This window comes from Phenylobacterium sp. (assembly GCF_025351295.1).
Taxonomy (GTDB): Bacteria; Pseudomonadota; Alphaproteobacteria; order Caulobacterales; family Caulobacteraceae; genus Phenylobacterium.
Genome location: NZ_JANXWD010000068.1, coordinates 26,931 through 44,402, shown reverse-complemented (window position 1 = coordinate 44,402; position 17,472 = coordinate 26,931). Strand labels below are relative to the sequence as shown.

The following is a 17,472-nucleotide window of genomic DNA, read 5'->3' as shown; positions in this document are numbered from 1 at the left end:
GCGGCGAAAAAGGGGGGACTGGACGCCCAGGCGCTTGGCCGCTCGCGCGGCGGCTTCGGAACCAAGCTCCATGTCTGCGTAGATGCGCTCGGCCTGCCGGTCCGCCTCATCCTGGGGCCTGGTCAGCAGAACGACATGGCGCCCGCCTGCGATCTGATCGACGGCCTCGCCGCCAAGTATGTGATCGCCGACAAGGCCTACGACGCCGACCGGCTCTACCAGAAGGCCATCGACCAGGGCGGCGACCCCGTCGTCCCGCCCAGGCGCCATCGCAAGCGCCAGCACGGCTACGACAAGGCCCTCTACAAAGAGCGAAACCGCGTCGAGCGCTTCTTCAGCCGCATCAAGCAATGCCGCCGCATCGCCACCCGCTACGACAAGCTCGCCCAGACCTTCATGGGCTTCGTCACCCTCGCCAGCATCATGCTATGGCTCAAATGACTAAATCGTCCCTACGACCTAGAACCTTTCCGGTTCAAATGGAATCATTTGAACCGGACAAAAAGGCTCTAAATCAAGAACTTAGAGCACGACGGGCGCTTGAACCGGTATCCACTTCAAGCTGTCGTGCTCTAGGGCCGGGCTTCCAGGACCATGTTGAACGGGCCCTGGGTGGCGCGGCGCACGCTAGAGAAGCCGGCGCCCTTGATCACCTCGGTGAGCTTGGCCTCGCCGGCCTGGGCACCCAGCGCCTCACCCACTTCCTGGGCCAGCGAGGTCGGCACGCAGATCATGGTCGAGGCGTTGTAGTAGAGGCGGCTGACCGGATTGCCGAGGTTGTCGGCGGGGGTGTCGCCCGCGATCGGCTCGACCAGCATCCAGGCGCCGTCGGCCTTCAGGAGCTTGCGCATGTGGGCCGCACAGCCGCGCGGGTCGCCCATGTCGTGCAGGCAGTCGAACATGGTGATGAGGTCGAAGTCGCGCTCGGCGATGTCCTTGGCCTTGGCGGTCTCGAAGCGGACCCGGTCGCCCAGGCCGTGGGCCTTGGCGTGGGCGTTGGCCTGCTCGATCGAGGGGCCGTGGAAGTCGTAGCCGACGAAGGTCGAGTTCGGGTAGGCCTCGGCCATCAGCAGGGTCGAGAAGCCCACGCCGCAGCCGACGTCGGCGACGCGGGCGCCGGCCTGCAGCTTCGGCAGCACGCCGTCGAGCGCCGGCAGCCAAGCCTGGGCGATGGCGTTGACGTAGCCCGGCCGGAAGAAGGCGCCGACCGCGCAGAACAGGCAGCCCGAGCTTTCGCCCCAGGTGACGCCGCCGCCGGTCTTGAAGGCGGCCTCGACCTTGGGCTGGCCGTGGACCATCTCGGCGGCAAGGTCGAAGGCGCCCTCAAGGTAGACCGGGCTGTCCTTCACGCCGAACACCATGGCCTGCTCGGGGCTCAGGCTGAAGGCGTTGCGCGCGGGGTCGAAGGTGACGTAGCCATTGGCCGCCTGGGCCATGGCCCACTCGCGGACATAGCGCTCGGCCAGGCCGGTTCGCTTGGCCAGGTCCGCGGCGCTGGCGGCGCCGTCCTTGTGCAGGGATGCGAAGAGGCCCAGCCGGAAGCCGATGCGCACCGTCGGCACGCTGTAGGCTCCACCCAGGTCGCCGAGCATCTTGCCTACCAGGGCGTTCAACTTGTCGCCGTCGATGTCGTTCATGTGATCCATAGGCCTCAGAAATGAAATTCGGTCGACCGAGCGGATGTCGGTCCCGGGTGTAGGAGCGCCGAGGGCGGAACTTCCCCCATGCGGGCGGGCGCTTTCAACGGATCGACCGCATCAGCGAGGCCGAGAGCGTGGCGCCGGCGGCGGTCAGCATCGCGGCGAGGATGGCGAACGGCAGCCACAGGAGGCTGGCGTCGGTCAGCCCCGCCCTTGGCAGGCCCCGGTCGGCGAAGCCGAAGCCGGCGACCACGGCCAGCGCCGTCAGGATCGTGCAGGCGCCCGCCGCGGCCAGCCCGGCGCGGCGCCGGGTGCGGGCCTGGCGGGCGATCGTCGCCGCTACGCCGCGGCTGACGTCGATCTGGGCCGCGTCCGCCGGCTCAGCGAGATGGCGAATGAGCTCGGCTTCGAACTTCGTGGTCATCATCTTCCACCTCGAGGATCTGCCGCAGCGTGGCGAGGCCGCGGGCAATATGCGATTTGACGGTGCCCAGGGGAAGCTTGAGCGCGGCGGCGATCTCGCCGTGGCTCATGCCCTCGCCATAGGCGAGCACGATGCAGGTGCGCGGCGCGGTGGCCAGCCGCTCCAGCGCCCGGTCGATCTCCAGGCCGTGCAGCAGGGCCGATTCCGGCGACGGCTGCCCGACGTGGGCGAGCTCGTCGTGGAACGCCACCGTGGGCACGGTCCCGCGACGCATGGCGTCGGTCAGCAGGTTGAGCGCGATGCGCCGCAGCCAGAGGCGGACGGCGTCGGGGTCGCGCAACGACCCCAGCCGTCGCCAGGCCTTGAGGAAGGTCAGCTGAGTCAGGTCCTCGGCCAGCGTTGCGTCACCGCAGGCGCGGCGCAGCAGCCCTGCGATATAGCCCTGGTGGTCGCGGACCAGCCGGGTGAAGGCGGCGAGGTCGCCGCCCGCCGCGAGCAGGACCGTGCGGCGTTCCGGGTCGGTCAGGGGCACGATGGCGGCGCCTAGGGCCGCGCGCGCGTCCGCCGCACCCAGCGCCCGCAATGGACCAGGCCCAGCCCCAGGGCGGCGGAAAACGCCGCCAGCGCGAACAGCGGCGCGGGCCGGCCGCCGGTCAGGACGATCAGCGCCACGGCCCCGACGACCAGGCCGGCGCTGGCGAACAGCACCAGCATGCCCAGCACGGTGAGGCGTTCGACCCAGCTCAGGCCCGCGGGCTGGCGCAGGTCGCGGATCGCCATCGCATCGGTCAGCAGGCCCTTTTCGATCGCCAGCCGGATCGTCGCCTCGGCCTCGCTGGCGGCCCGGTAGCTGGACCAGGACATCACCGCGCTGACCACGGTGACCGCCGCCAGCACTGCAAACAGTTCCATGGGGTTGTTCCTCTTGCCTGGCGGTGAAGACGTCGGCCTGGGCTCGCCTGGATGCAGTGGCCCACGAATTTCGCGGACCTGCATCCGGAATGCGCCGACGCGGCGTCCAGGGGGTCGGCGCATCGGATCCTGAGGCACCCATCCGTGCCCCTGCGCCGCCGACGGAGGAGAGTGCGATGCGCGGGCGACGCAATCGGTGGACGCCAGGTCTGGCGGTCCTGCTGGCCATGACCTCGGCGGCGTGCAGCGGCGGCGGCGGCGGACCCGGCGGGGGGACGACATCGCCAACGCCGCCGCCTCCCCCGGTCGTGGCGCCGCCCGCGTCGCCGGCCCTGGTCTTCACCGCGGATTTCTCGCCGGCCCTGCCGGCGCCGGGTCCGGCGACGCGCCAGGAGATCTTCACGACCGGCGTGGACGGCAAGGCCATCCAGCAGCTGACCCACGACGGGACGGAGCATTTCCTGCCGCACTTCTCACCCGACGGGTCGAAGCTGCTCTACACGCGGTTCGCGGTCGGCGGGTACGGCGATCCGGCGTCGATCCTGGACGTCTGGGTCTATGACCGGGCGAGCGGCGCCGAGACGCAACTGACCCACACCGGCCGTTCGGTGCAGGGCGTCTGGTCGCCGGACGGGCGGCAGATCGGCTATGGCGACTTCTCCAACAACACCATCTCGATCATGAACGCGGACGGTTCGTCGCCGCGGGTCATCGCCCCCTCGAGCGGGAACCCCGACGACCGGCAATGGGGCGACTATCTGTGGTCCAGCGACAACTGGATCTACTTCTCGGTGGCCCAGGACATCGACGGCTGCTTCAAGGTTCGCCTCGACCGCATAAGGCCGGACGGCAGCCAGCGGACCCGCATCACCGACGGCGGCCCCAACTGCACGCCGCCCGGCCTGGAGCAGAGCGGGGAGGCCGACCCCGGCATCAGCCCGGACGGCAAGACGATCTACAGTTCGCGCGGGCTGCCGCGGATCGTGCCCGGCACGGCAAACGCCACCGTGCGCCACCTGTTCAAGTTCTCGAGCGACCCCTACACGCCGGGCAAGGTCGAGACCGATCTCAGCCAGGCCGCCAAGGCCGATTGCATCGCCGGCGTGCCGAAGGTGTCGCCGGGCGGCGACCGCATCGCCCTGTTCCTTTTCTGCCCGTCGGACCCCGAGCACGCGGGCGTCACCCTGACCGATCCCGACGGCTCGGCGTTCACCTTCGTCACCCGCGGCTTCGGACCGGACTGGAACCCGGCGGCGCGGTAGAATAACGGGGACGCCAATTCGCAACACCGTCGCACGCATTTTCGTCTGGAGCGCACCGCTCTCGCGGACCCAGCCCGCCCGGACGCCGCCAGGCACGCTCCGAGGCCCGACGACATCACGCCCGCTTCCCGTCCCGTTCCGGGGAAAAGACGGGCACTCCCCGGGATCGGCGCTCGCCTCCGAGGCGAATTGGCTTGCCAGCGTGGCCGTCTGTGAAAAGCTCCACCGTGAGATTGGCCGTGGCCAGTCTCGGGGGAAGCAAAACCATGAAACGCGCAATCCTTGGCGCCTTGGCCCTTGGCGCCTTGGCGCTGGCCGCCTATCCGGCCGCCGCCGCCGGCGTGACGTTCCACCTGACGCACGACGCCGACAGCTACCGCTGGGCGCTCCCGCAGTCCCCGACCCCGGACTACGCCGACGACGCCTCGTTCGACGTCGGCGGCCCAGCCTTCGGCGCCGCCAATGGCCAACTCGCCGTATTCTCCAACTTTACGTTCTACACCGCCGCCGCCGACGGCGGGCTTGAGTTCGATTTCCTCGGTGGGCTCCCCGAATTGGGCGACGCGTCCGCCGCGTCTTTCTTCGGCGCGCACTTCGACCTGTTCGGGCCCCAGTTGTTCAGCGGGGACACCTCGGCGCCGACCTTCCAGTTCGGTGAGTACGATCTCGTCGACGGCGGCGGCGACTGCGGCTGCGACTCGTTCACCACGCAGGCCGTCGGCCAGTATCACCTGTCGATCAGCGGGGGCGTGCCCGAGCCCGCGACCTGGGCGCTGATGATCGCCGGGTTCGGCGGCGCAGGCGTGGCCCTCCGCCGCCAGCGCCGCCAGGTCGTCGCCTAGACCGCGCTGGCGCGCACGCCGCGGGGCGGCCGCCTGGCGCCGGTGCTTGACCGGCCGCGGGCTGACCGGCGCGATACAGGACGCCGGTCCCGCGTTGCGGCGGCGGTTCCACTGGCTAAGGTGGGGGCCAGGGAAACGCACACCAACGGGGACGGCATGATCAGGACCAGGATCACGGAGATGTTCGGCGTCGAGACGCCGATCGTCATGGGCGGGATGACCGGGCTGGGCGCCGCGCCGCTGGTGGCCGCGGTGGCCAACGCCGGGGCGCTCGGGTTCATCGTGGCGCACATGTCGCCGACCAAGGCGGCGCTGCTGGCGGAGATCGAGCGGTGCAGGGCGCTGACCGACAAGCCGTTCGGGGTGAACCTGACCCTGCTGCCGTCGCTCAACCCGATTCCCTATGACGACTATCGCGAGGCGATCATCGAGAGCGGCATCAAGATCGTCGAGACCGCGGGCCGCAGCCCGATCGAGCACCTGGCGGGGTTCAAGGCCGCGGGCGTCAAGGTGATCCACAAGTGCACCTCGGTGCGCCATGCGGTGACCGCCGCACGGCTGGGCGTCGACGTGATCTCCATCGACGGGTTCGAGTGCGCCGGGCATCCGGGCGAGGACGACGTGGGGCTGATCGTGCTGCTGCCGGCGACCGCCGACGCGGTGGACCTCCCGATCATCGCCTCCGGCGGGATGGCCGACGGGCGCAGCCTGGCCGCCGCGCTCACCCTGGGCGCCGACGGGATCAATATGGGCACCCGCTTCATGGCCACGCGGGAGGCCGCCATCCACGAGAACGTCAAGCGCAAGATCGTGGAGAACACCGAGCGCGACACGCTGCTGACCAACCGCACGCTGCGCAACACCAGCCGGGTGGCGCGCAACGCGATCTCCGAGGAGGTGGCGAAGATCCAGCAGGATTCCACCAAGACCATCGAGGACGTCCGCCACCTGGTGGCCGGGCTGCGCGGGCGGGTGAAGGTCTATGAGGGTGGCGACGTGGACGACGGCATCTGGACCGTGGGCCAGAGCCAGGGGCTGATCCACGACATCCCCACTTGCGCCGAACTGGTCGCCAATATCATGCGCCAGGCCGAGGACGTGCTCGCGCGGACCTCGGGCCGGGTGCTGCAAACGACGTAGGCGGCGAGCGGAATGGTCTTAAGACCTGTGCCCTGAGGTCTTAGGACCAGGGCATCGAAGGTCTTAAGACCATACCGCACCTCTGGAGAAGTTCTCCGCCGCGTTCGGTCACGTATAGGCGTGCGCTGGTCTCGGGCTCTAGTCCAAAGACTCGGCTCCGGTCCAATCTTCGCGATCTATATGTTTCGGACGCCGCTCGCGCTGCAGGCGAATCCTATTGATGCGGCGCCTTCGTAACCCTAACGATGAGTTAATCCGTCAGGACCAGGGAGTTTTCAGATGCATATTCGATCCGCCGCGGCTGCCGCGGTGCTGGGCGTGGCCACGTTGTTGTCGCCGTTGATGACCTCCGCCGCGTCCGCCGACGCGCTGTATTCGGGGTCCGTGACCGGCTTCTTCAGCGATCCCGTGACCAGCGGCGACGTCGTGCTGATCAGCGGCGCCTCGGGGTTCCTCAACAATGGGGCCAGCGCGGTGAGCACCGGCTTCCCGGGGGCCGCCGTGACCTGGGGCAGCACGCCCGGCTCCAGCCAGTTGATCTTCCTGGGCGACAACTTCCTGAACGTGACGTCGATGCAGATCTTCCACCTGGGGACGATCATCTACACCAACGGCACCAGCGACCTGTCGACCCTGATCTTCGGGGCCAAGCTGCACCTGCTGACCGGGGGGGTGGCCGACGAGCACATCTCCGACCTCAACATCGTGACGACCCAGAACACCGGGCTGGGCGCGGCGCGCGACTCCGACTTCGTCGGGTTCAGCGACTTCTCCAGCACCTTCAACGTCTATGAGGGCATGACCTCGTCGATCGAGCTGTTCGGCAGCATCGTCGGCGACCCGATGCTGACCCTCGACCACATCGACATCTCGCCCGTGGCGGCCAGCGCCGGCTTCATCGGGCACGGCCTGGGCGCGGTTCCGGAGCCGGCGACCTGGGCGATGATGATCCTGGGCTTCTTCGGCCTGGGCGGGGCGCTGCGCACGCGCCGGGCCCGCGCCGCGCTGGCCTGATCCAGCCGCCTCGACGTCGACCGGACAAAAAGTAGCCCCCGATCCCGCGGTGATCGGGGGCCAAAGACGCGGCTCGCGGGTCAAGGGGCCCGCAAGCCTCGCCGGGAACTCAGGCCGGCCGCGGCGGCTCCCCAGCCACCTCGACCGGCCAGCCCCGGCGGGCGAGGCCCGCACGGGGTGAGCCCCAGGAGAGGTTCCGTCCGCCTTTCCGCGTCCGCACAGACGCACCCCCCGGGCGTCGCCAGCGGGGGCTGGCGGCGATGAACGGGGCCGGGGCGCCGGCCGAATGTCGGGTCTGCCGGCGCGCCCAGAAGCAGTTGAAACCCAACCCCAGAAGACCAGCCACGGGACCGATCCGACAGGGGGGCGACCCGATCGTTCCCCGAGCGGACGCCGATCTTTCGTCGCCGGGCCGGCCGGCGCGGCGATGCCGGCCCCGAGAGGTTGTGCTAACTTGCGAGTCGATGGGGCGGCGCGGCAGCGGCGCGCCCGCCTGGGTTGAAGGGGGACTGGATTAGGATGCAGCTGGCCCATCAGGCTGCGTTTTCGCTGGGCGCGCTCGACGTGCGGCCGGCCACCCGCGAGGTGGTGTCGCAATATGGCCGCGAGGTGCTGCAGCCGCGCGTCATGCAGGTGCTGGTGGCCCTGGCCGCGGCCGACGGCGCGGTGGTCAGCCGCGACGACCTGATCGCCACCTGCTGGGACGGCCGCGTGGTCGGCGAGGACGCCATCACCCTGGTGATGATGAAGCTGCGCAAGCTGGCGGGCCGCAGCGGCGGCGCGTTCGCGGTGGAGACCATCCCGCGGGTGGGCTACCGGCTGGCGACCGCGCCGGCGATGCCGGGATCCGAACCGGCGCTGAAGCTCGACGGCCGGGCGCGGCCGCGGCTGGTGGTGCTGGAGTTCACCCACGCGCCGGGAGACGAGGAGCAGGCCTGGTTCGCCGAGGCGCTGGCCGACGAGCTGACCGCGGGGCTGTCGAAGTCGCCGCTGCTGGCGGTGACGCCTCGCCAGTTCCTGCTGCACTCCGACGTGGTCGGCCATCCGCCCGGCGCGATCTGCGCGCGGCTGGGGGTGGACTATGTGCTGGACGGCAAGGTGCGCAGCCTGGGCGGCACCGTGCGGGTGTCGGTGGACCTGATCCAGGGCTCGGACGAGACCAGCGCCTGGTCGGCGCACTACGACCAGCCGCTGGCCGACCTGTTCTCGGTGCTGAACGAGATCACCACCTCGATCATCGGCACGGTGGAGCCGGCGGTGCTGGCGCGCGAGGAGTTCCGGGCCCAACAGACACCCGAGCACAGCCTGCAGTTCTGGCGGCTGTTCGTGCAGGGCCGGCGGCGGTTCTGGCGCTCCACGCCCCAGGACGTGCGCGCCGCCGAGGGACTGCTGGAGCAGGCCCTGGCGATCGAGCCGGACGACGTCTCGGCGCTGTCGATCCTGGCCCACTGCAAGCTGTTCGACGTCTGGGTCGGCAATACCGAGGACCCCTCCGCGGCGATCGGCGAGGCGCACCGGATCGCGCTCAGCGCCGTAGCGGCGGACGGGTCGGACGCCTTCGCGCACTACACCCTGGGCGTGGTGTTCTCGACGATGGTGCGGCTGGCCGAGGCCAAGGCCGAGCAGCGCCGCGCCCTGGAGCTCAACCCTTACCTGGCGGCCGCGTCCGGGGAGATGGGGCGGCTGCTGGCCTTCGAGGGCCAGTCGCCGGACGCCATCGCCTATTCCGAGCGCGCCATCGCCGCCAGCCCCAACGACCCGGCGACCTGGCTGTGGTTCCGCAGCAAGGCCATCGCCCGCTTCGTGGCCGGCGACTATGAGGCCGCCGCCCGCGATGCCGCCGACGCCTGCGCGCGCGGGGCCGAGCGGTTTCCCCTGCACTACCTGCTGGCCGCCTGCCACAGCGCCGCCGGCCAGATGGCCCAGGCCCGCCGCGCGCTGGAGACCGGCGAACGCCTGGCGGGCGGGCGGCAGGGCCCGGGTCGGCGGCGCAGCAACGGCCCGGCCTATTCCCTCGAAGCCCTGAAAACCGGCCACCCGTTCGTCCGGGCCGCGGATCTCGATCGGCTCGTTAAGGCTCTTGGAACGGCTGGCTGGCAGGGTGTCTAGGTCGAGAACCTAGAACGGGGCCGCGGCGTAGCGTCGCGGGATGGCTGAGATGTCCAATACGACCGCGCCGCAGAAGATCGCCATCCTGGGTGGCGGAATGGGGGGCCTGACCACGGCCTTCGAGCTCACCAGCCAGCCGGGCTGGCAGGAGCGCTTCGAGGTCACCGTCTACCAGCTGGGCTGGCGGCTGGGGGGCAAGTGCGCCTCGTCGCGGGGCGCCAACGAACGCATCGAAGAGCATGGCATCCACGGCTTCATGGGCAGCTACTTCAATGCCCTGCCGCTGATGTCCGAGGTCTACGCCGAGCTGGGCCGCGCGCCCGGCCAGCCACTGGCGACCTTCGAGGAGGCGTTCCTCGGCTCCAACTTCACCATGCTGTGGGAGTGGCAGGACAACGGGCTGAAGCCCTGGCCGATGCGCGCGCCCGCCAACGACATCCCGCCCACCGACGGCGCCGCCTACAAGGGCGTCCAGACCGCGATCGCCGCGATCATCGAGGAGGTGTCGCAGATGCTGACCTTGACGCCGGGCGTGCCGAAGCCGGTGGGCGACTGCATCGCGGACCTGCTCGGCAAGGCCCGCCAGCAGGCCCTGAGCGTCCCGATGTCGGAAGGGCCGGACCATCCCCTGGTCCGCGAGATCAAGGACGCGCGGACGTTCATCTCCGGCGTCGTCAGCGCCATCAACCACCTCGATCCGAAGATCGCGGCCCACGCCGACACCCTGCGCCAGGCGCTGCTGACCCTCGACTTCTACGCCGCCCTGATCGTCGGCGCGCTCAGCGACAACGTCGAGGTCAACGGCTACGACGTCCTCGACCCGGAGAACTGGACCGACTGGCTGACCCGCCACGGCATCCATGCCGCCACCCTGCGGTCGCCGGTGGTGATGACCACGGTCAACATCTGCTACCAGAGCCCCAACGGCGACACGAGCCGGGCGGCGGCCATGGCGGCGGGCTGCTTCCTCAACTGGACGCTCCGCTCGGCGGCGTACATGGGCTCGGTGATCTGGAGCTTCGCGGCCGGCACCGGCGAGACCGTGGTGGCCCCGATCTACGAGGTGCTGCAGCGCCGCGGGGTGAAGTTCGAGTTCTTCCGCAAGGTCGAAGCCCTGCGCCTGGACCCGAACGACCGCACCCGGGTCAGCGCCATCGAGATGACCGTCCAGGCGACGCTGAAGGACCCGCAGGCCGGCTACCAGCCGCTGATCGAGGTCAAGGGGCTGCCCTCCTGGCCGGGCAGGCCGCACTACGACCAGCTGGTGGAGGGCGAATATCTGCGCGCCACCGGCATCGACCTGGAGTCCTACTGGAACGGCTGGCCCACCGCGGACTTCCCGCACCTGAAGACCCCGCACACGCTGCGCCATGGCGTCGACTACGACGAGATCGTGTTCGCCATCTCGCTGGGCGCCGCGCCCTACCTCTGCGAGGCGCTGATCGCGGAGAACCCGGCCTGGGGCGAGATGGTCGCGAAGATCCCGGCGCTGCAGACCCAGGCCATGCAGCTGTGGCTCTCCCGCGACCTCTACGAGCTGGGCTGGTCCGAGCCGCTCGATCCGGCCAAGAACGAGCTGGCGCTGAGCGCCACCTATTTCGCGCCGCCGAACGGCAACGCCGAGTTCCATGACCTGCTGCAGTGGGAGTGCTGGCCCAAGGACAACCAGCCCAAGGCGCTCTGGTACTTCTGCGGCCTGATGCCGGACTACGAGGCCCCGCCGCCGTTCTGCGACACCGACTATCCGCGCCGCCAGTCGGAACGGGTGAAGGCCCAGTGCATCCAGTACCTGCAGGCCTCGATCGGCACCATGCTGCCCAAGGCCACGGTGCGGGCCAACAACCCGGCCGGCGATTCCAACAGCCTGGACTTCGACCTGCTGGTCGACACCCGCGACGGCGGCGCAGGCGAGGCGCGCGCCCAGGGCGTGCAGCGCTTCGACAGCCAGTTCTGGCGGGCCAACATCGATCCTACGGAACGGTACGTTACCTCGCCGCCCGGCAGCGTCGACAGCCGCCTGGAGGCCTGGGGCTCGGGGTTCGCGAACCTCGTGCTGGCCGGCGACTGGATCTACACGGGCCTCAACGTCGGCAGTTTCGAAGGCGCGACAATGAGCGGCAAGCTGGCCTCCTATGCGCTGAGCGGAGCCCCGGCCCTGTCGACGATCATCGGCTATCCGACTGTCCCGCGGCCACAGTCAGCGACCGCGCGGCCGCACGCCCCGCCACCCGTCGCCGCGGCGCTGACCCCCACCCGGCGGGTCGGCTGAGGATCGCGACGGCCAACGTCTCCCGCAATGCGAGACCCAACCCCTACGCCAGGTTCGTCTTGTACAGCTCCGTCAGCACGCCCCACGCCTTCTCGGCGCTGGCCTCGTCGTAGACGGCGCTGCCCTTGACGCACCAGCCGTGGTTGGCGGGGTAGACCTCCACCGAGGCCGGCCGCTTGGCCTCGGCGAAGGTCGCCTTCAGGATGTCCTTCGATTCCGGCTGGGTCTTGTCGTCGTTCTGGGCGACGCAGCAGGCGAAACTGGCCTTGGTCCTGGCGATCAGCAGGTGCGGGCTGTCGGGGGCCTTGGTGGTCAGGCCACCGCCGTGGAACGACCCCACCGCCGCGATCCGCCCGGGAACCGCCGCCGCCGTGCGGAAGCTAAGAGGCCCGCCCATGCAATAGCCCTGCACGCCCACCTTCTTCTTGTGGTTGGTCTGCGGCTGGGCGTCGAGGAAGGCGACATAGGCCGTGGCGTCCTTGTCGACCCCATCGTTGGTCATGGCGCCGCGATAGCCCATCACCCGGGCGCGATCCTCGGGCTTGTTGAAGTCGAAGCCCGGCGTCGCCACCACCCCGTGCACCGAGCGGTAGAACGGGTTCGGGACCAGCACCACATAGCCCTGCGCCGCCAGCCTGCGGCCCATGTCGCGGAACGCCGGCCGCAGGCCCGCGATATCGGTCCAGATCAGCACCGCCGGCCACTTTCCCTTGCCGGGGGGGTAGAACAGCGCCGCGTCGGCCACGCCGTCCGCGGTCGTGACGTTGACGTCCTTCTCGACGACGTCGGCGGCATAGGCGCCAGTGGGGCCCAGGGTGGCGGCCCCGGCGGCCATCAGGCCGAACGTGCGGCGCGACACGGTCGGATCGTAGATCAGGCCAACGTGGATATCGTCGTCACACATGCGGGAGCCTCCCTGGCTTTGTCATCTTGCGGGTAAGCGCAGGGCCCATGTTGCGACGTTATTTCAGCCGACGGAAGAGACCTCCGCTAGCTCCACGCCCCGTAGGGATCGACGAATGGCTTGCCCAGGGCCTGGGCGACCGCCGGGTGGGTCACCTGTCCGGCCAGGATGTTCAGGCCCTTGGCCAGGTGCTTGTTGCGCTTCAGGGCGTCCAGCCCGTGGTTGGCCAGCTCCAGCCCGAACGGCAGGGTGGCGTGGACCAGGGCCTCCGACGAGGTGCGCGGCGCGGCGCCCGGCATGTTGGCCACGCAATAGTGCACGACCCCGTCGATCACGTAGGTCGGGGCCTTGTGGGTGGTCGGCCGCGAGGTCTCGAAACAGCCGCCCTGGTCGATGGAGACGTCCACCAGAACGCTGCCGGGCTTCATCCGCGACAGGTGCTCGCGGCGGACCAGCTTAGGCGCGGCCGCCCCGGCGGTCAGCACGGCGCCGATCACCACGTCGGCCCGCAGGATCTCCTCCTCCACAGCGTCGTAGGTAGAGTAGCGGGTGATCACCCGGCCGGCGAAGATGTCGTCGATGTAGCGCATGCGCGGGATCGAGCGCTCCAGGATCACCACCTCGGCGCCCAGGCCGGCGGCCATCACCGCGGCGTTGGCGCCGACCACCCCGCCGCCCAGGATGCAGACCCGCGCCGGCGGCACGCCCGGCACGCCGGAGATCAGCAGGCCCATGCCGCCGTTGTGCTTCAGCAGGGTCTCGCCGGCCGAGAACACCGCGATGCGGCCCGCCACCTCCGACATCGGCGCCAGCAGCGGCAGGCCGCCGGCGGCGTCGGTGACCGTCTCATAGGCGATGGCCGCGCAGCCCGACGCCAGCAGCCCCTCGGTCTGCGCCGGGTCCGGCGCCAGGTGCAGGTAGGTGAACAGGATGTGCTTCGGCGTCAGCCGCGCCCACTCCACGGCCTGCGGCTCCTTGACCTTGACGATCAGCTCGGCCGCCTCGAACACCGCGCCCGCATCGGGCAGGATGGTCGCCCCGGCCCGCACATAGAGCGCGTCCGGATAGCCGGCCCCCTCGCCAGCGCCGGTCTCGACGAACACCTCGTGCCCGTGGGTCACATATTCCCGCACCGCCGTTGGCGGCAGCCCCACCCGATACTCGTCCGGCTTGATCTCACGGGGCACGCCGACGCGCATGGGAAGGCTCCTGGGGGGAAGGATTTGCGGGTGTAGCGCGGTTTGAGGGAACGGCGTTGCGGGGTCAAGGGGGGCTAGATTTCCTGTCGCTCCAGCGCCAAGCGTCGCGGGTCCTCACCAATCGGGCTGACCCATCCGCGAAACGAGGTCAAAGGCTCGTCGGAGCCGATCTGATGCACTGAGAGTTCAACCATAGCTCCATCGATCTGCCACCGATCCCCTGGGCCGCTCACGACGAATACAGCACCACGAAGGCCCTCATCTGGGTCTCCCGCTCGAAAATCCAGCGGCACATCCACCGCCTTCGCTTGTTCAACCCGGTCGATCTGAATCTCCATCCATTGTCGGTCGCCCTGCAAGCCGAGTCGGCGGGCGGCTCGAACAAGGTAGGCATTCGTCGGCTTTACTATTCGGGCGTGAACTTCGATTCCGGAATGTCTCCAGCGTGGATGGTAGGTGAAATGCAGCAACAGGCACCCATGTGCCGCGTACCGAGAGGTGGTAATCGTCAGTCGTTCACCTTCTTGCGCCTCCCGACGCCGCCGATCCGACAACCACCCGCCTACAGCAATGCCGAGTGAGGCGCACACCGCAGCAAAAGTGGCCAAGGCCGCCAACCAGTTGCCTGTGCCTTCGTGAATATCGAAGAAGTGGAGCACGTCGATCCTTTGGTCTGCGAGCTGAAGTGATGCTCGGCGTCCGTCGCAATTCGGACGGCATCTTTCAGGATGCTTCCGCCCCTCAAATCTCACGGTAGATGCGAGCCTGCGGCCATGCGATCTATGGCTGGGTATGGCCGCCGCGCGACCTCTCCGCGCCCACACGCCTAACTCCACCGGTGTCATCCCGGTTTTCGCGCCAGCGAAAGGCCGGGACCCACCCGCGCCAATCACGCCGGGCGGTAGTGCGGCGGCGCCGTTTCCGCGAACTCGGCCGCTCGGGCGCTTGTGGGTCCCGGTCTTTGGCTTCGCCAAAACCGGGATGACACCCGGTGGGCGGGGCGATGGGCGCGGCTGCGCCGAAACCGGGACGACACCTGTGGGAGATGGAACTCAGGGGGATGATACGGCCGGGGCCATGCCTGCCGGATGACAAGCGGCGCGCGCGCCCCCATGTGGGTTCCACGCCCACCGGAGCGCCGCCGCTTGATCGCCGCCCTGGTCGCCCTGGCTCTCGCCGTCGTCCTCACCCCGTTCGCCGTCTGGGCGGTGGGGCTGGCCCGGCGCCAGCGCGGCGGCGCGGTGCTGGTCAGCGGGCTGTTGCTGCTGTTCGGGATGAACACGCCCATCGTCCCGCCGCCCCCGCCGGTCGCCGAACAGGTCCAGCGGCAGGCCGAGGACGACGACCCCGATTGACTCGCTCCCGACTTAGACGCCCAGCACGTCTCGCGCCCGCCGCGCGTCCGCCATCACCTGCTCGGTCATCACCTCGAGGCTCTCGAACTTCTCCTCCGGGCGCAGGAAGGCGATCAGGTCGGTCTCGATGATGCGGTCGTAGATGTCCTCGTCGAAGTCGAACAGCCAGACCTCCAGCAGCGGCCGGGTGACGCCCTGGACCGTCGGATTGACCCCGATGTTGGCGACGCCGGCGAACTCACGCCCGTCCGAGAGCCGGGTGCGCACCGCATAGACCCCGAAGCGCGGCGTCACATAGTCGGCCAGGTCGACGTTGGCGGTGGGGAAGCCAAGCTTGCGGCCCAGCTGCCGGCCCCGCTGCACCGGCCCTTCGATGGCGAACGGCCGGCCCAGGATCTCGGCGGCGGCTTCCGGCCGGCCGTCGCGCATCGCCTCGCGCACGGCGGTGGAGGAGTATTTGTCGCCCTCCCCCGCGTCACTCGCACCCGCCCCCACCGGCGCGGCCACCGACACCCCGAAGCCCATCTCCCGGCCATAGGCGCGCATGGTCTCCGGGCTGCCGGTGCGGTCCTTGCCGAACGAATTGTCGAAGCCCACCGCCACATGCCGCGCGCCCAGGCCCTGGTGGAGCACGCGCGCGGCGAACTCGCGGTCGGTCATCCCGGCCAGCTCGGCCTCCAGCGGCAGGACGTAGAGCATGTCGACGCCCAGCTTCTCCAGGGCGCGGGCCTGCTGGTCAGGCTTCATCAGCCGGAAGGCCGGCTCGTCCGGGCGGAAATAGACCCGGGGGTGGGGATCGAAGGTGATCACCCCCAGCGGCGCGCCCAGGGTCTGCGCCGCCGCGGCGGCCAGGCCGATCACCTGCTGGTGGCCCAGGTGGAGGCCGTCGAAGCTGCCCATGGCCACCGACGCGCCGCGGTCGCCCGCCGACAGGTCCTTCCAGCCGCGGATCACCCGGATGCGCTTCATGCGATGCGCGGGCGCCTCATGTGGCGCGACGCGGGGCGATCACCAGCGCCTCGCCGTCGACCACGGTCTTGCCGCTGACCTCGCAGGCGGTCTCCAGGGTCACGTGGCCCCGGCTCTCGTCCAGCGCCTTCACCGTCACCCGCGCCACCACCAGGTCGCCGATCTTCACCGGCCGCCGGAACCGCAGCGACTGCGACAGATAGATCGCGCCCGGCCCCGGCAGGCGGGTGCCCAGGATGGCGGAGATGTAGGCGGCAGACAGCATGCCGTGGGCGATCCGCTGCCCGAAGGTGGTGGTCTTGGCGTAGGCCTCGTCCAGATGCACCGGATTGCTGTCTCCCGAAACCTCCGCGAAGGCCTCGATATCCGCGGCCCCCACCACCCGGCTCATCTCAGCGGTCTGGCCGACGGTCAACTCGTCGAAATAGAAACCTTGCACGCTAGCTCCCCTCACAGCCCTTCCATCGCGCGACCCGCGACGGCCGGGACCGTGCACCCCCGACCGACGACGCGCGCCATCTACCAGATCATATCGGCGACAGCCCAGCGCGCCGTTAGGCCCTCTTGCCGCAAAAGATCGTCGACCACCGCGCTATTCAGTCCCGCCGGCCCCACCGTCTCGGCCCCATGGATGCCATTGGCGACGAACAGGGCGTCCAGCCCCCGCGCATTGGCGCCGCGAATGTCGGTGGGCAGCCCGTCGCCGACGCACAGCACCCGGGTCGGATCGACCGGCCGTCCCAGGGCCTTCGCCGCCTCCGCAAGGGCCATCGCGTAGATCGGGGCGTACGGCTTGCCCGCCGTCAGCGCGCGGCCGCCCAGGCTCTCGTAGAGCTGCGCCAGGGCGCCGCCGCAATAGATCAGCCGGTCGCCCCGCTGCACCACGATGTCGGGATTGGCGCAGATCAGCTCCAGCCCGCGTTCGACACAGCCGATGAAGCGGTCGCGATAGTCGCCCGGCTCGTCGATCTCGTCATCGTAGGGGCCGGTGACCGAGATGAAGGCGGCGTCCTGCGGCCCCGACAGCGTCAGGTCCAGCCCGTCGTAGAGCACCGCGTCCCGCTCCGGCCCGATCGTCCACACCGGCCCCGGCGCCCGTTCGGCCAGCAGCGCCCGGGTCGCGTCGCCCGAGGTCACCAGCTTGGTCCAGGCCGCCCGCGGCACGCCCAGGCTGTCCATCTGCTCGACGATCGGCGGATGCGGGCGCGGCGCGTTGGAGATCAGGATCACCGGACCCACCTCGGCCCGGAACCGGGCCAGGGCCGCGCAGGCCTTGGGGAAGCTCTCGCAGCCGTTGTGGATCACCCCCCAGACGTCGCACAGCAGCACATCGTAGCGGCTCGCGAGCTCGGAGAGCCCGGTGATCGGCGTGGGGGAGGTCATCTGGGGCGGCGGTTAGCACACTCCGCCGTCGCCGCGAACACCTCCTCGCC

At 69.8% G+C, this 17,472-nt stretch carries 18 protein-coding genes; 8 read left to right on the top strand and 10 right to left on the bottom strand.

Going from position 1 to position 17,472, the window contains the following annotated elements; translation table 11 throughout:
• The coding region (locus Q0R13_RS10620) for an IS5 family transposase (RefSeq protein ID WP_293903567.1) at window positions 1–441 on the top strand (441 nt) is incomplete at its 5' end.
• 131 nt (window positions 442–572) lie between these two features.
• Here the strand turns inward: Q0R13_RS10620 and Q0R13_RS10615 are convergent.
• From Q0R13_RS10615 to Q0R13_RS10600, 4 genes are all read right to left on the bottom strand, one after another.
• The gene (locus Q0R13_RS10615) at window positions 573–1,637 is read right to left on the bottom strand and encodes a methyltransferase domain-containing protein (protein ID WP_293903564.1); all 1,065 of its coding nucleotides are present in this window, start codon (window positions 1,635–1,637) and stop codon (window positions 573–575) included.
• A gap of 103 nt (window positions 1,638–1,740) precedes the next feature.
• Window positions 1,741–2,064, bottom strand: a complete 324-nt coding sequence (locus Q0R13_RS10610; protein ID WP_293903561.1) for a hypothetical protein — start codon at window positions 2,062–2,064, stop codon at window positions 1,741–1,743.
• A complete protein-coding gene (locus Q0R13_RS10605; protein ID WP_293903558.1) occupies window positions 2,021–2,596 on the bottom strand; it encodes a sigma-70 family RNA polymerase sigma factor in 576 nt (191 codons plus the stop codon). Before Q0R13_RS10605 ends, Q0R13_RS10610 begins: the two co-directional genes overlap by 44 nt.
• An 11-nt stretch (window positions 2,597–2,607) precedes the next feature.
• Entirely contained in the window at window positions 2,608–2,976 is a 369-nt protein-coding gene (locus Q0R13_RS10600; RefSeq protein WP_293903555.1) for a hypothetical protein, read from the bottom strand.
• A 176-nt stretch (window positions 2,977–3,152) separates the two neighbouring features.
• On the opposite strand from Q0R13_RS10600, the gene Q0R13_RS10595 reads away from it, so the two are divergent.
• From Q0R13_RS10595 to Q0R13_RS10570, 6 genes are all read left to right on the top strand, one after another.
• Window positions 3,153–4,238: a hypothetical protein gene (locus Q0R13_RS10595; RefSeq protein ID WP_293903552.1), complete on the top strand. Its 1,086-nt coding sequence runs from the start codon at window positions 3,153–3,155 to the stop codon at window positions 4,236–4,238.
• A 266-nt stretch (window positions 4,239–4,504) separates the two neighbouring features.
• Window positions 4,505–5,080, top strand: coding sequence for a PEPxxWA-CTERM sorting domain-containing protein (locus Q0R13_RS10590; RefSeq protein ID WP_293903549.1), 576 nt, complete (start codon window positions 4,505–4,507; stop codon window positions 5,078–5,080).
• 156 nt (window positions 5,081–5,236) lie between these two features.
• Window positions 5,237–6,220, top strand: a complete 984-nt coding sequence (locus Q0R13_RS10585; RefSeq protein WP_293903546.1) for a nitronate monooxygenase family protein — start codon at window positions 5,237–5,239, stop codon at window positions 6,218–6,220.
• 279 nt (window positions 6,221–6,499) lie between these two features.
• Window positions 6,500–7,234 carry a choice-of-anchor K domain-containing protein gene (locus tag Q0R13_RS10580; protein WP_293903543.1) on the top strand — a complete coding sequence of 245 codons (735 nt, stop codon included), beginning with the start codon at window positions 6,500–6,502 and terminating at the stop codon, window positions 7,232–7,234.
• Window positions 7,235–7,753: 519 nt separating this feature from the next.
• Window positions 7,754–9,343, top strand: a complete 1,590-nt coding sequence (locus Q0R13_RS10575; protein ID WP_293903540.1) for a winged helix-turn-helix domain-containing protein — start codon at window positions 7,754–7,756, stop codon at window positions 9,341–9,343.
• A 49-nt stretch (window positions 9,344–9,392) separates the two neighbouring features.
• Window positions 9,393–11,612, top strand: coding sequence for an NAD(P)-binding protein (locus Q0R13_RS10570; protein WP_293903538.1), 2,220 nt, complete (start codon window positions 9,393–9,395; stop codon window positions 11,610–11,612).
• 43 nt (window positions 11,613–11,655) lie between these two features.
• Here Q0R13_RS10570 and Q0R13_RS10565 read toward each other — a convergent pair whose 3' ends face one another.
• The 3 genes from Q0R13_RS10565 to Q0R13_RS10555 all read right to left on the bottom strand — a co-directional run bounded on the left by Q0R13_RS10565 (window position 11,656) and on the right by Q0R13_RS10555 (window position 14,374).
• A complete protein-coding gene (locus tag Q0R13_RS10565; protein ID WP_293903535.1) occupies window positions 11,656–12,516 on the bottom strand; it encodes a dienelactone hydrolase family protein in 861 nt (286 codons plus the stop codon).
• 86 nt (window positions 12,517–12,602) lie between these two features.
• Window positions 12,603–13,715 carry an alanine dehydrogenase gene (gene ald, locus Q0R13_RS10560; RefSeq protein ID WP_293903532.1) on the bottom strand — a complete coding sequence of 371 codons (1,113 nt, stop codon included), beginning with the start codon at window positions 13,713–13,715 and terminating at the stop codon, window positions 12,603–12,605.
• A gap of 74 nt (window positions 13,716–13,789) precedes the next feature.
• Window positions 13,790–14,374: a hypothetical protein gene (locus Q0R13_RS10555; protein WP_293903529.1), complete on the bottom strand. Its 585-nt coding sequence runs from the start codon at window positions 14,372–14,374 to the stop codon at window positions 13,790–13,792.
• Between the two features lie 486 nt (window positions 14,375–14,860).
• Here Q0R13_RS10555 and Q0R13_RS10550 point away from each other — a divergent pair, with 486 nt between their 5' ends.
• Entirely contained in the window at window positions 14,861–15,070 is a 210-nt protein-coding gene (locus Q0R13_RS10550; protein ID WP_293903526.1) for a hypothetical protein, read from the top strand.
• Window positions 15,071–15,082: 12 nt separating this feature from the next.
• Here Q0R13_RS10550 and Q0R13_RS10545 read toward each other — a convergent pair whose 3' ends face one another.
• From Q0R13_RS10545 to Q0R13_RS10535, 3 genes are all read right to left on the bottom strand, one after another.
• A complete protein-coding gene (locus Q0R13_RS10545; RefSeq protein WP_293903523.1) occupies window positions 15,083–16,039 on the bottom strand; it encodes a bifunctional riboflavin kinase/FAD synthetase in 957 nt (318 codons plus the stop codon).
• Window positions 16,040–16,055: 16 nt separating this feature from the next.
• Complete coding sequence (locus tag Q0R13_RS10540) at window positions 16,056–16,478, bottom strand: MaoC family dehydratase (RefSeq protein WP_293903520.1); 423 nt, start codon at window positions 16,476–16,478, stop codon at window positions 16,056–16,058.
• A gap of 80 nt (window positions 16,479–16,558) precedes the next feature.
• Window positions 16,559–17,422, bottom strand: coding sequence for a TIGR01459 family HAD-type hydrolase (locus Q0R13_RS10535; protein WP_293903517.1), 864 nt, complete (start codon window positions 17,420–17,422; stop codon window positions 16,559–16,561).
• Window positions 17,423–17,472: the final 50 nt, after the last annotated feature.